Origin of the sequence: Aquimarina sp. AU119, from assembly GCF_900312735.1 — a bacterium.
Lineage (GTDB): Bacteria > Bacteroidota > Bacteroidia > Flavobacteriales > Flavobacteriaceae > Aquimarina > Aquimarina algiphila.
In genome coordinates this window covers 297,182-311,851 of record NZ_OMPF01000013.1, presented here as the reverse complement: position 1 = coordinate 311,851, position 14,670 = coordinate 297,182, and the positions used below count along the sequence as shown (strand labels likewise).

The 14,670-nt window shown below is 31.9% G+C and carries 12 protein-coding genes; 2 read left to right on the top strand and 10 right to left on the bottom strand.

Annotation, left to right across the window (positions count from 1 at the left end):
• The first annotated feature begins 86 nt into the window (after positions 1-86).
• Positions 87-794, top strand: coding sequence for a porin family protein (locus DK442_RS09885; RefSeq protein WP_109435699.1), 708 nt, complete (start codon positions 87-89; stop codon positions 792-794).
• On the opposite strand, the gene DK442_RS09880 is transcribed toward DK442_RS09885, so the two are convergent.
• The 6 genes from DK442_RS09880 to DK442_RS09855 all read right to left on the bottom strand — a co-directional run bounded on the left by DK442_RS09880 (position 789) and on the right by DK442_RS09855 (position 6,337).
• Entirely contained in the window at positions 789-1,346 is a 558-nt protein-coding gene (locus DK442_RS09880) for a hypothetical protein (RefSeq protein ID WP_235010937.1), read from the bottom strand. The two genes, DK442_RS09885 and DK442_RS09880, sit on opposite strands and share 6 nt — an antisense overlap.
• Before the next feature lie 47 nt (positions 1,347-1,393).
• A complete protein-coding gene (gene rpoN, locus DK442_RS09875) occupies positions 1,394-2,854 on the bottom strand; it encodes an RNA polymerase factor sigma-54 (protein WP_109435697.1) in 1,461 nt (486 codons plus the stop codon).
• A gap of 535 nt (positions 2,855-3,389) precedes the next feature.
• Positions 3,390-4,028, bottom strand: coding sequence for a response regulator transcription factor (locus DK442_RS09870; protein ID WP_109435696.1), 639 nt, complete (start codon positions 4,026-4,028; stop codon positions 3,390-3,392).
• A 179-nt stretch (positions 4,029-4,207) separates the two neighbouring features.
• A complete protein-coding gene (locus DK442_RS09865) occupies positions 4,208-5,002 on the bottom strand; it encodes a sensor histidine kinase (RefSeq protein WP_109435695.1) in 795 nt (264 codons plus the stop codon).
• Positions 4,975-5,622 (bottom strand): hypothetical protein, encoded by a 648-nt coding sequence (locus tag DK442_RS09860; protein WP_109435694.1) that lies wholly within the window; start codon positions 5,620-5,622, stop codon positions 4,975-4,977. Before DK442_RS09860 ends, DK442_RS09865 begins: the two co-directional genes overlap by 28 nt.
• Positions 5,623-5,638: 16 nt before the next feature.
• Positions 5,639-6,337, bottom strand: coding sequence for a hypothetical protein (locus DK442_RS09855; RefSeq protein WP_109435693.1), 699 nt, complete (start codon positions 6,335-6,337; stop codon positions 5,639-5,641).
• Between the two features lie 802 nt (positions 6,338-7,139).
• Between DK442_RS09855 and DK442_RS09850 the strand changes: the two genes are divergently transcribed.
• Positions 7,140-7,979 (top strand): carbohydrate-binding protein, encoded by an 840-nt coding sequence (locus DK442_RS09850; protein ID WP_109435692.1) that lies wholly within the window; start codon positions 7,140-7,142, stop codon positions 7,977-7,979.
• A 57-nt stretch (positions 7,980-8,036) separates the two neighbouring features.
• Here DK442_RS09850 and DK442_RS09845 read toward each other — a convergent pair whose 3' ends face one another.
• From DK442_RS09845 to DK442_RS09830, 4 genes are all read right to left on the bottom strand, one after another.
• Complete coding sequence (locus tag DK442_RS09845; protein ID WP_109435691.1) at positions 8,037-8,510, bottom strand: GNAT family N-acetyltransferase; 474 nt, start codon at positions 8,508-8,510, stop codon at positions 8,037-8,039.
• Complete coding sequence (locus DK442_RS09840) at positions 8,507-8,998, bottom strand: MarR family winged helix-turn-helix transcriptional regulator (protein ID WP_109435690.1); 492 nt, start codon at positions 8,996-8,998, stop codon at positions 8,507-8,509. The genes DK442_RS09845 and DK442_RS09840 overlap by 4 nt, the downstream gene beginning before the upstream one ends.
• Positions 8,999-9,108: 110 nt before the next feature.
• A complete protein-coding gene (locus DK442_RS09835; RefSeq protein WP_109435689.1) occupies positions 9,109-9,702 on the bottom strand; it encodes a hypothetical protein in 594 nt (197 codons plus the stop codon).
• A gap of 47 nt (positions 9,703-9,749) precedes the next feature.
• Positions 9,750-14,657: a DNA repair ATPase gene (locus DK442_RS09830; protein WP_109435688.1), complete on the bottom strand. Its 4,908-nt coding sequence runs from the start codon at positions 14,655-14,657 to the stop codon at positions 9,750-9,752.
• Positions 14,658-14,670: the final 13 nt, after the last annotated feature.

The window sequence follows — 14,670 nt, the reverse complement described above, 5'->3', positions numbered from 1 at the left end:
TTTGGGCAGGGTTTTTTATAATTTAGATCTTGTTTTTATCAAGTTTGTCTAATTTTTAAAGAAATAGATTTATTTTAGTAAACTCTATGAAAAGATTACTTGTATTTGTCATTTGTTTCTCGTGTATGTTTGTTTCTTTAGGACAAGAAACAGAACAGGATACTGATCAAGAAATAGAAATAGACTCCTTATATCGAGAAGATCAGTTTTACGTAGGAGTAACTTATAATTTACTGTTAAATAAGCCCAGAGGTATTAGTCAGTCAGGTTTTTCAGGAGGTCTTCATTTGGGATTTATCAGAGATATGCCAATAAATAAAAGACGAAATATTGCAATTGGCTTGGGTTTAGGGTATTCGTTAAATGTTTATAATCAAGATTTATTTATAGGAGAAGAAGAGGAAACAGAGCGAGGTGTTTTTAGTAGTCTGGACGATATCGATTTTAGTACCAATAGATTTACAACACATTTAGTTGAAGCTCCTTTAGAGTTTAGGTGGCGTACTTCAACGCCAGAAACGCACAAGTTTTATAGAATTTATACGGGCATTAGAATGGGATATTTGTATTCTTTTCAATCAAGGTTTAAGGGAGCTATTGGAGAGGTAAAGCAAACAAAAGTTGAAGAGTTAAACCGATGGAGAATTGGAGCTACTTTTACTTTTGGATGGAATACTTTCAATTTTCACTTCTATTACAGTATAAACACATTGTTTAATGATGATGCGGTAGTTAATGGAGAATCTGTTGGGTTCAATACGGCTAAAATAGGTTTGATGTTTTATATTTTATAACCAGAAGTTGGCTAAAGTGAGCTGAGGGATTACACCAATCAAAAACCCTAGAATGAGTTCTAGATTGCTGTGTGCTTTGCAGTGTAACCTTGATGTAGCAACTAGTCCATTAGAAATCATTAAAGCAGCAATGAGTAGTGTTAAGTTAACTCCAAAATGAATACTTAATGTAATCGTAAACATAGTAATTCCACTTATTCCGATCATGTGTAAACTTGCTTTAATGTTGAACAGTACCATAAAAACAGCACTTAAAGACGAAAACAAAATTCCCAAAAAGAAAAAATACAGTTCTGGATAGTGGTAAATATCAATGATCATTTTGATTACTACAATCAATAAAATAGATTGCAGTAATAATGGTATTTTACGTTGTTTTACATTTTCAAGATGTATAGAGCTAATGGTGCCTAGGCTTTTTAATAAAAAGTATAATACAATTGGTATTAAGATCGTAAGAACAACTAAACCAAAGACTTTGGCTCGAATAATCTCATCTGGAAAAAACCTTGGAGCTGTTTTAAAATAAATTATTGCGCCTACTAGAGGCATCAATAATGGGTGTAAAATGTATGAAACGCTTCTTAGAAAAAAGTTCATTAAATTTTCTTTCTTAGCCTGGCAACGGGAATGTCTAATTGCTCCCTGTATTTAGCTACAGTTCTTCTGGCTATAGGATACCCCTTTTCCTTAAGCATCTTGGCAAGTTTTTCATCCGTTAATGGTTTTTTCTTGTCTTCGTCGCCTATAGTTATTTCCAGTATTTTTTTAATTTCTCTGGTAGAGACTTCTTCTCCTTGATCATTGGTCATTGATTCAGAAAAGAATTCTTTGATAAGTTTTGTTCCATATGGGGTATCAACATATTTGCTGTTTGCCACTCTAGAAACGGTACTTACGTCCATATCGATCTCATCTGCGATGTCTTTTAAGATCATCGGCTTAAGATTTCGTTCGTCTCCACTAAGGAAATAACTTTTTTGATAGTGCATTATTGCACTCATGGTAATAAAAAGTGTTTGTTGCCTCTGTTTTACAGCCTCAATAAACCATTTTGCAGCATCTAATTTTTGTTTGATAAATAGTACTGCGTCTTTTTGTGATTTTGATTTTTCTTTACTCGCTTTGTAGCCTTGAAGCATGTTGTTGTACTCTCTTGAGACATGTAATTCTGGAGCATTACGACCATTTAAAGTAAGTTCTAATTCTCCTTCTACAATTCTAATAGTAAAATCAGGGACTACGTGTTCAATTAGGCGATTATTGCCTGCATATGCTCCTCCTGGCTTGGGATTGAGATGTTCAATTTCTTCAATTGCATCTTTTAAATCATCTTCGGTGATATCAAATTTCACCAAAAGTTTATCATAATGTTTCTTGCTAAAATGATCAAATGCCTTTTTAAGTATATTCGACGCAAGTTTTATAGGTATAGTTGTTTCTTTTCTGTCCAACTGAAGCCAAAGGCATTCTTGTAAATTACGAGCACCAACTCCTGCAGGGTCTAATTGATGTACAATTTGTAAGATGCTTTCTATTTTTTCCTCAGTTGTATATACATTTTGTGTAAACGCAAGATCATCCAGGATATCAGATAAAGATCTTCTGATATAACCACTTTCATCTATGCTACCTACCAGAAATTCTGCTATTTCTCTTTCTTCATTATCAAATCTATAGGTGTTTAATTGATTAATAAGATGTTGGTGAAAAGATGTTCCAGAAGCATAGGGTACACTTTTTTCTTCATCATCTGTGCTATAGTTGTTGGTACTTAGTCTATAGCTTGGAATTTCATCATCACTAAGGTATTCATCTACATTGATCTCTGCTTCAATTTTTTCGGTACCATAGTCATCATCTCCCGTACTTTCATTGCTAAATGTGTCTTCATATTCATCTGCTTTTTCTTTACTATCATCCAGAGCGGGGTTTTCTTCCATTTCCTGCTTCAAACGTTGTTCGAATGCTTGAGTAGGAAGTTGAATTAACTTCATCAACTGAATTTGTTGTGGAGAAAGTTTCTGAGATAATTTAAAATTTAGTTGTTGTTTTAGCATAAAAAATATAATATTCTTATACTTACAAAAATAAACAAGTATACTGTTTTTATTGAAGTACAAGATGGTTAGTTCGTTTAAAAAGCTATTGACACCCTTTGCCTTCTGAGTTTACTTAAGTAAAAAATCTTAATTTTCTTTTCCAGTAAATTCAAACAACAAAAGGTATAAGCAAGAGCGTCAGAAAATTAGGTTCAGTAGCTATTTACACTATGGTCTTATAGGAATTAATTTTCTGGCTTTCCTGTTTGTTTTTTTGCTTTCATCAATAAACGCGCCAAAAGTAATTATAATATGTATAAAGGTAGTTTTTTGTATTTACAAATCCTTATAAAATAGAATAGGATTGTGCTAAAAATATTTAGATAGTTTATTTATAGCCTTGTTTTTGGTGATTTCTACTGAATAAAAAACTTGCAATACAAGATCATGATTATGGTAAACCCCAGCTTTTATTTGATCCTGAGCACTTCGGTAAGTTCAATACACACATAATCGAAGAGTTGGAACAATAAAGTAGAGTGAAAAGAAAATGCTAAGGAATAAATAATTTACTTTTAATAGCATAAATAACCAGACCCGTTCTGTTTTTAAGGTTTAGTTTTTCAAAAATAGAATCTCGGTAACCTTCAATGGTTTTAGGACTTAAGCACATATCATTTGCGATTTCTTTATATGTTTTTTCTGTACACGCATGCTTAATGAATTCTACTTCTCGATCTTTAAGTACAACAGTATTTTCTTTTTTTGGATTTAGTGAACCCAATAACAAATTAGTAACATCTTTGGTGTGGTAGAATCCTGTTTCTTGTACTTCGACAAGTGCATTTTCGAGGATGCTTTTTTCAGTATCTTTTAAAAGGTATCCTTTGGCTCCTGCTCTCAGCATTTTAAGAATGGTTTTTTCATCTTCTTCTACAGATAGAGCTAGTACCTTAACTTGTGGGTATTGCTCTTTTAGAGCAGCTGTAGTTTCAATCCCATTCATGATGGGCATATTAATATCCATAAGAACGATATCAGGAATGTTTTTTGGATCTTTGAACCTTGTTAAAAGTTCTTTCCCATTTTTACAGATATATAAAATTTTAAATTTTGCAAATCCGTTTACTAAACCAGATAGTGCCTGAGATAGTAAGATATGATCTTCTACTATAACTACTGAGTATTTCATGACTTGTGTTGTATTGCTTTGCTCTATATTATTTTAATAATCAAATTACTGCAAACATAATAATTTGCTTGTCACCCTGGACTTGTTTCAGGGTCTCAAACTACAAAATAGTATTTTGAAACACATTATGAGATGCTGAAACAAGTTCAGCATGACACCAATTTGTTGTTGTTACAAAGTTAATCAACTTCATCATCTAATGTAGCCGAACTTTCTTTTTTATAATGATAGGTCAATGTGATTGCTGTTCCTTTTCCTTTTTCAGAAGTTAAGGCAACATTAGCGTCTATTAATTTTCCTCGGTTTTGCATATTAGATAGGCCAATGCCCTGTCTGGTGGTCATATCTGTACTATCAAAACCAACGCCATCATCCTTTGCATGTATAATTATTTTTTCCTCATCATAATTCACGTTAACATCTAGGGTAGAGGCTTTAGAATGTTTTATCGTATTGGTAAAAAACTCTTGTAAGATTCTAAAGATAATAATCTCTACTTTATCATCTAAAATCTCTATTTCTTCATTGCTGGTAATAGTCGCTTTTATAAACTGTAGACGATTAAATCTTTCTATTTCTAACGTTATGGCCTCTGTGAGGCTAAGACTTTTTAATGCATCTGGATTAATTAATTTTGACAATGACCGTAACTCGGTGAGACTTTTGGTAATGGTCTCGGTAACTTCTTCTAATTTGCCTGGATCATCCTGAGCTATATTTACTTGTATTTTGGCCAGCGTGAGTAGCTGGCCAATATTATCATGTAACTCCCAGCTAATGTTTCGCAGGGTTTCTTCTCTGATCTCGATTTGAGTCTCTGCAATAGCAGTTTCAAATTTTTTCTCGGCTTCTTTTTGTTGTAATAGCAAACTATTCTTCCTTTTTTGAAAAATACTAAACAATACAATCAATAATATTATAATTACGACAAGGACTATGCTTGCTATTAATATTGCCGTTTCTTGCTGCTCCATATAAAACCTCTAATAAAGCAAAGATTCATTACAAAAGTTAAAATAAGAAGAACCATATATTGAATTGATGCATCAATTAATTCGCCAACATAATTTCTAACAATTCTGAAAGGAATATTTCCAGAATAATAGATTAATACTCCAATACTGATCCAAAAAAGGATGTTTTTGTTAATGAATAATACTTTTTCCGAATTTAAAATATCAATATAATAAAATATGATACTAATAATTACAAAACTAGCGCCAATAATATATGGCATTGTGGAAAATTCATCATAATAATTTTCAAAAAAACTATTGATAAAAACGGATAAGTTGTATAACACAATCAATAGTATAATCCATTTTTTATGGTTATTACTTGATAAATAATTCCTAAAAAGAAACATGAGGTAATTAAAAACAATTAAATAATATGTGTTGTATAACCAAGCTACTTCATATGAATTTTCGTTTAGAATATATCCAACTATATCATTAACTCCAACATACCATAAGAAAATTAGAAAATATTTTAAAAAGGTTTTTTTATATTTATAAAAGTATATCAATCCAACTAAAGCTGTAATTAATTGAAATGCTAAAGAAAATATACGTAATTCTGATAGGTAGCTCATGATAATATTAAACGTATTATTGCGCGTTAGGTGGATGCCCTCCAAGTTCATTTGCTAAAGTACTCTGATCACCGCCGCCTTGACTGGTGAAGGAAAAGAAACTTGCCGTATTAACCTTTGCTTTAGGAGGATTTTGACCTGGTGTTGATGTTCTTAACTCAAGTTCATCCTCCAGGAAAAGGATTTCTTGTTCCCCATCGTTGTTTCTGTCTACAAAAGTAAATCCTCTTGTTTCGTTTTCAACTAAGGTTGTCGGTGCGATAAAAAATGTATTTCTTCTTCGGTCTGGTATTGGTTTACCGTCTCTAAAGTATGTCGAATCAGGATAATTACCAATATACAAACGATATCCTGTAATATCAGTAGTATCGGGGGTAATCTGATTAACATATGCAATATATTGCTCCAGAAATTTTTTATCCAGATCAAAAGCTAAAGAAGGAACAAAATTTGGGTCAGGTTTTCTTCTTGTCGAACAAAGTGATGTTATTGTACTGTCTTGACCTTCGTAAGCTTTAATAATACAAGAACGATTTTTTCTATAACTCAGATGAAGTTCTACAGCATCTTTAATAGAAATGATCTCTTCTGGTTTTTCAACAATTGGTGGATCGGGCTTCAGTTTGCATAATATGATATACATGATGATTGCCGTAATGATCGCTGTGATAATGATTACAGGAAGGTATCCGATTGAATTGGTTTTTCTGTCCATTTTTTAGTTGTTTTAAGATGTTTACGTGACTCTGGTAGTTACCAGAAATTTGATTAGGGTTGTTTTGATTATAGTTTACTTTTTTTGTTTTCGTCTTTATTCACAGTTCAACACTTTGACTGGTTTAGTATAGGTAAAAGAGTTTTATTAAATTCCAATTTTTACTAAAATGATAATTTTTTGATATCTCCCGTATGCATTTAGAAGTATTATCTGCAAATAAAAATACTATTATTCTGTAGTTTTAAAAAGGTAAACACGCATTTTGTTAAAACCACATAAGCGCAAGTGGCTGGTAGTAAACGTGTTTAAAGGGTTTTTGATATGATAAAGGGTAAGTTTTAATGTATGAAAAAGGGGTTTTTGCCCCTTTTTAAAAAAGGGATTTGACTGTTGTGTTATTATTAAAATCTCTTTCGTTATATATCATTTTCCATTTTGTTCCTCCGTTTACGAAAAAAGGTCCTTTAGTTTTCAAAGAAACCTCTGAAAAGCTTTTCGTAACACATTTTTGATTAAAATGACTACTATAATTTTCGTGATCAAATGCCTAAAAATTTCGCTATTAAAATCATTTTAAAAATTATAATCTCATGTTTTTAAGGATGCTATAATTCCTATTTTTTGAGCTTAATTTTGAGTTAAAACTTTACCCCATCGAAAACGTTTTTGGTAAAAAAAAAGTTAAATCTCAGACTGCAAATTGTGTGTTAAGGTCTTGTTAACGTACTTCAGTTTGACTTTATAATCGAATACTAAATTTTTCGAAAACTTAAACACATTAACCAAAAACCAATTTAAAATGAAAAAGTATTTTTATTTACTACTGAGTTTAATCATTTTCTCTTGTGCAACAGAAGATGATTTTATAGAACATAAAGAGAGAACAGTATCAGGAATATCTGCAAAAGATGATATTACCCCAGTACATTTGATCAAAGCATGGACAGCTTATGGTAATTATAGAGGGTTTACTACATATTCAAAGAAATTTACAGTTAAAGTAGCCAATCTAGGTTTTGATAAAACTGTAAGTGTATTTCATAAAAAAACAGATGGGAATTGGGAAGAAATTCAATTATCTTATGATTTCAATATTGATGATGAAAATGAAATATGGGTTGGAAATCTCAGTACTTCAACTCAAGTTTATGATGATGAGTTTGTTGTCAAATATGAAGTAAATGGTACTACTTATTGGGATAACAATAGAGAAAAAAATTATGCTATGTCCATTCAGGAGGGTTATTTTTTTGCTGATCCTAATCTTAATGTGAGTGTTGATAAAGACTATGTAAGTGTATCTTATAATCCATATTATGATCAAAATTCAATGTTTGTTACCGTAGACATAAGAAATCTTGCGCCAAGTAAGGAAGTAGGAGTTGTATATACTACCGACGGATGGCAGACGCAAGGTTATTTTTCACTAGGATATAGACCATTTTGGAATAATGGGCCCTTGTTTCTAGTCGAAAGTCCAAATAATTTTGGAATAGAGCGATGGACAGGAAATGTACAAATAGATAAATCAATAGATACTGTTGAGTATGCTATAGTTTACCGAGTAAATGGTCTGGAATACTGGGATAATAATTATGGGAAGAATTATACGGTAACCAAAAAGATTTATAATTGGTAAAAAGGGGATTTACTGCTAAGTCCGTTTCATACCATTAAATTATGAAACGGACTTTACTTATAATGTAAGTTCCATTTTGATATTACTTCGTTTATAAAGCGGGTTTTTTTCTATCGGAATTTCTTTAAAACCGTATTTTATATATATATAAATAGCATTCTCTAGTATCCTGTTTGAATACAAAAGTAGTTTTAACCATCCCTGATCTTTTGAAAAACGAATACAAAATTGTAGTAGTTGTTGTCCTATTTTATGACCTTGAAACTTTGGGGAGACTGCCATTTTTCCTAATTCATATATGTTATCTTCTACTTTGATGAGAGAAAAAGTTCCTGCAATTTCCTCTTCAACTTTGGCAAAGAAAATATATCCGCCCTTATTGATAATGTTTTCTTCGCATCGCTCTAATAATTCAACATCAAGTTGTTCTACCACAAAATACTTTTCTAGCCATTCTACATTAAGACTAGCAAAGTCTTTTGCGTATTTTGGGTCAAATGGAATTATTGATATGTCTTTTATAATAGTCATAAAGAATTGTTTTGATACGTTTCAAGAATTCGTTTGCTTAGTGATTTTATGTGTAATTGATTTTCGAGATGGGTAAGGTGATGTAGTAAGCTTATTGCACTTCCTTCAGTAAGCCATTTAATCTGTTGATCGATCACTACCCATAACGGAATCATTTTTTGATGCATTTCCTTTCCTTTTTTAGATAATCTAAAAAACTTTTTTCGCTTATCTGATGAGTCAATTTTATAATTAACTAATTTTTTATCAATTAATTTCTTTAAGGCTTGTGTAATAGCAGGTTGTGTGTATTGTAGTTTTTCCTGAATATCTGTTGTAGTTGCAACTTCCTGATCAATAATCACCTTGAATATGGGGAATAGATATGGGTCAAAATCAATGCCACAGGTTGTGTATACAAGTTGAATCTCTTTCATCATAAATTCACTTAACCGCTTTAACCTGGATCCTAAGCCTAATTCTCCAAACTGTTGTAAATGATCTTGCATAAGTATTTATATAAGTGCTTATGTAAATATATGAAATATTTTTAAATATTAAAAATAGTGGAGTAGGCTTATCCTAATTTTGTACTAGGTGTAAAGCAATCTCTACAACTTTATGTTTTGAAAACTTCATTTGATGGTATAGTACATTCTTGAGTACCTAATTTTTGTATAATCGTATCGTTATCGAACCCTTCTTTTCGCAATAGCCAATAGTCATTAAAAACGGACTTATAACAAATTTCTATTGTTATTTTTTGACGATTTTTGTACATCCAACTTGCTAAATTAGGATCATTAATAAACTGTACCCAATAGAAATTTTCGTTGGCTGACATTACAGAATTGTTGACACTTTTATTCGAAATGCTTTTACTAATAGAATCCGGAATTTTAGTTTTTAAAAATAAATCTTGCCAATGTGTTACATACTTACCATCATATAAAACTCTTACTCCTTCTATGATAGCAGGCCCTGTGCCTTTATTATGGATTTTGACCTGTAACGTTTCTAGTTTTTTATCTGACCAATTTAGATGAGCATTGACAGATAATCTGGGCCAGGCGTTAGCTTTGGTTTGTTCTAGAAGAATTTCTGTTTGCCTACTCATAATACTAGCTTGCCTCATATATACAAAAAGTGCAGAAAAACTTGCAATAAGAACTCCGATAGCTATTAATAGATTAGGATCAATTTTCTTTTTCATTTCAATGTGATTTTATGAATGCGTTTTAACGAATATAATGAATTGGATTACTTGTCTAATCCCTTTTTTAATACTTCTTGTATCCCCGCTAGATGGTCACTAAATTGCATCATTTGAGCTAGTACCTGAGCCATTTCATTTTTATCTCCGAAACCTTTGAGTTTGTTATTTTTAACAAAAGCCTCCTTGATGGTTTCCCAACGTGTAGCTTCCTCTTTAGAAATTGTACTGGTCATTTCTTTATATTTTAACAAATTGGCTTCTGCAGCACTGGTTAATGTCTGAGATTCATTTTCATAATGAGATAGGAGAAGGGTTTGTAGCTCTTTTTCATTCATAATTGGGACTACCTTGGCAACAAGTTTGCTCATATCACGATATGACCCTTGTAATTTAAAAGAAGGTTCTATGCGATATGCATCTTCCATGGCAGCAGATTTAATATACGTTTCATTCACTTTTAGCACTGTATTACGTATAGTAACCACTTTTCCTAATACAGATAAGTAATCTTGTACTTCCTGTTTTGTATGATTACCTTTAAGCTCTATACCTTCCTGAGAACCTGTTTCAACAATTTCTATTAATTGATAGATATCCTCAAAATATGTACTACTTAATTGGTGTAAAACAGGGTTAGAAGTCATAGCGTTTTCTATCAAACTTAATTTGAAAAGATCTGCTGTATCTCCAATGATATCTCCTAGATTATAAATATCTGCTCGGTTAGCTAACATATCCGGAATCTGGAATTTTTCTCCACTTTCTGTATATGGATTCCCAGCCATAATGACACAAAATTTCTTACTTCTTAAATCATAAGTTTTAGGATTTCCGTTGTAGACACCTTCAATTTTTCTGGTACCATCTGCCAGAGAAATAAACTTCTGTAAAAACTCGGGATTACAATGCTGTATGTCATCTAGATATAACATTACATTATTACCCATCTCAAAAGCTAGATTGAGTTTTTTGAGTTCTTCTCTTGCAGAAGCGTTATTGGCTGCCATAGGATCTACAGAAGTTACTTCATGACCAATTGCCGGACCATTGATTTTCATAAATACTAACCCCAGTCGATTAGCCATATATTCCATTAAAGTTGTTTTACCATATCCTGGAGGTGATATTAGTAATAACATCCCCATTCGATCAGTACGCTTATTGTCTCCAACGCTTCCCAATTGTTTGGATAAGTTATCTCCAAATAGTGGTAAGTATACTTGGTCAATTAATTTATTTCTTACAAAAGAGGAAAGTACTTTTGGTTTGAATTCATTGAGCTTAAGATCGTCTTTTAGAATTTCGGTAACGGAGTGTTTTGCTTCTCTATACGCTTCAAAGGCCGGAACTTCAATAGTTGTAAATTGTTCCATTTTTGAAATAAAATCATGATAATTAAATTCGAAAATATTATCTGTAATTAAGCTATGACTACCATTTAATTCTGTAATGGTTTGTGATGGGTTCATATGAATCACTTCTGAAGTAGATTCATTTTTAAATAATAAAATACAAACGATCTCATGTTTATACTCCGTATATGTATGATGATTTGTTTTTAGATATGAGGCTACCCACTGTATGGCAAGATTGATTCTGTTGTTCCAATCCACATTGCCATTTGAGCGAGGTTTAGTATCCAGCTGAAGTGCTTTCTTTAGTTTTGTAAATCCCTTTTTCTTTTGCAATTCTGCAATAAAAGTGTCATAAAGCTCATTTGCTGTTTGACTAATACAAAACGTATGATCGTTTTGTAATTCTGTAAACAGATACTCAGCAACTTTATTAGAGATGTTATCTGAATATCCTTCTATTCCAACCAGAAAAGAAGAAAATGAATTTCTGATCTCTTTTTCTAAATGAGAAAGTACTTTATGATATTCATTGCTATCAGGAAAAATAGCTAAGACTTCACCAGAGGCTTTGATTGTCTCATTCCAATAGTTTTGTTTTTCTGTTTCTAAACTATGCCAGAAATATTGTGCAAAAGCTCGTGTATTGGGTGTAAAGCGTAATAATCCTAAATCATGATCTTTGGTCACTAGTACCTTTAGTATTTTGGCAGCATCTATATCATGAACTCCTTTTACATACCCTTCTGCATAGTTTTTACTACTTTCGGATTTTATAAGGGCTAATAGCCCTTCATCGTCCATAGATTTAAGTGCATTTAAATCTACAGTATTATGATGTTTGAATATTTTATAAGCCAGATAAGCAGCGCGGTAAACTTCTTGGTTTTCAGAAATGAGTTCCTGATCCCAGTATTTTTTTGATTTTAACAGGATTTCATTTGTAATTTCCTGGTAAAAATCGGTTCCTGTAAGATGATAATTCAAACTACCATCTCTATATACAATAGTTAGATCAAGAGGTTGTTTGTTTACTCCAAATTTATGTTTTCCAAGTTTGATGATATTCTCACCATCTTCATATAGATCTTGCTTATCCTTAAGTTTACGCGTAGCATCTTCTTTGGCTACTTTTATAGCAGTCTCAATAGCTTCTGCTTTACCTACATCATCTAGTTTTTGTAATTGATTAACAATATCTCTCAATTTATTGATCATAAGATCTGATGCAAAATACCCATTGATGTCTACAACAGAACCAAAGCTTAATGCTTTTTTATTTACACCTTTCAGAATTCGATTGGCAGCATTTTCTAAAGCAACTGCTTTCTTGTTTCGAGCTTCGATCAGACCATTTTTACGAGCTTCGAAGGCATTATATACCTCTTCTCTTTTCTCAATAATCTGGGTGATGAATTCTTCAAAATCGGCAAATCGTCCTTCGAGATCTTCTAATTGAACCGATACTTTATTGAGCAGTTCATCTGTTTTTTCTGGAGTATTGGCAATATCCAAATAGTTGATAATACTTTGATCTACCAATTTGAGTTGTGCAGCGAATTCTGCAGTAGCTTCTTTGCTACCCAAAGATTTGATTTTGTTTTTGATTCCTGCTTTAAGCTGATTTATTGTAGCAAAAATCAAAGAGATGTTATCAATAATTTTAGTAGAATGGGAGGTGTCTTCAATCTGTAAATTAGAAACAATATCAATTAACATTTCGAGGTCGATAGCGATCTGATTTACCTCTTCTTCTAATTTTTTGGCATCAATTACTTTTTTAATCTTTTCTAATAACTCCTGTTTTTCTTTTACACGAGCATGATAGGGTAGTAGTGCTTTATCGTCTAGTAAAAACTGAACGCATCGTTGTGAAATTTTTTCAGTTTGTTCTGCAATTTCAGCTTCTAATTTCTCGATAAATACTTTATCTACATACCGAATGTCATTCAAGCCTATTACTTCGCCACGTAAGGTACGTAGTTGTGATAATACCAGGACAAAGTCATCAATGGATTTAAAAGAACTGCTTTTGATTTTGCCAAAAATACCTTCGGCTTTATCTTTAGTTTCTTTGGTGATATTTGTTGCAGTTCTTCTAAGCTGAACTACTTTTTCGAATTCATCAATTGCAGCATTGGCAGCGCCATTAATTTCTTCGAGAGGAATATCTAACCTAAACGTGTCATCCTCACGAATCCAATAGTAGCTGTCGACAATATCATTTGAAAATTTGGAAATATCATCATACAAACCATCATAATTATCTTCTTTGTTAAGAAGAGTAATTAGGGCATTGCTCTCTGCCATTGCTTTAACAATGTCTTTGTTTCCAATCTTATAAAGTAATGTGTCAGTGTGTTCTGATGGTATCGTGTTACCTTTTATAAAAGGCGTTTGCCATATCTGAATAACATGATGTTTGGTTTGTTCATCTTCTGTTTTGAAATAGCATAATTCTCCTTGTTCTAGTATTGTAAAACCATTACATATAATGGGGGTTGTTACTTCTTGTTCGATTACATTGTATGACATAAGAGTGTATAACCCTTTTTCACTTTCGTAAAAAACATAAAGAAAATCTTCACCATTAGGAGAACTAATTTTTTCCTGAAATTTTACATCATTTACTTCATTAGTAAATAATTTAAATTCACCTGATTGTAGGTAATATCCATTAGGATAAATAATCCCTTGATCATCAGGAAGCAATACACAGGCATCTTTGATACAACTTATTTTTTTGACTTCCTGCATTTTGTGATTATATACAAAATAGCGAGGTGCTTCCTGAAAAGGTTTAATTTCTAAAGCGATTAAGTTTCCGATATCTGCAAATCGATACTGACCATCATCTAGTGTTTGGTCTATATGCTCTACAGCTTCATCCAAAATTCCTTTTCCATCATCAGTATTGTCTTCTATTTTAATGGTTAAATCTCCTCCTACAGTTTCGACGAATACTTTATCAAGAATGGAGATATGTGGATGTGTACCATAACGATGCATGTCACGAGTAACTTCGGTCCAATTAAATTCATGTTGTCTTGGGAATTTAAACTCATGTTCGCTACGGTTATCAATATAGGTAAGTTTACCTTCATTGATTAACCATTTAAAGGTTTTAATATCAGAAACGCTTTCACTAAGTTGAAATACCATATGCAAGTAATTTCCAACAATAGCAAATTTTGAAAATATGGTATTACGATAGTATTTATAGAGATTAGTAAAATCATCTATAAATATCGAATCGTTTATGAGATCTAATGGTTTAATAGTAAAATGATCATTTGTATACGTGTATATACTAAATACATCTGCTAACGTAATCTCTGTACGAAGTCCAAAATGTACATTGTACCCAAAAAGGCAATATTCACCAATGGTTACAATGTCTCGGGCAATACAATTATGTTCTGTATTGATTCGATTATTGGCAATAAGCTTTGTTTCTACATTACCAAAAACTTCTTTACGGGCTTCATTAAGCTGTATTAGACGATTTTGGAGTTCACCCTTTTGTTTTTGTAAACGATTTTGGATAATCTCGTAGGTTCCCCCGTCTAGTTGTATGTTGTTTGCGTTTTCTTCTTGCATAGTTGTACTAAAA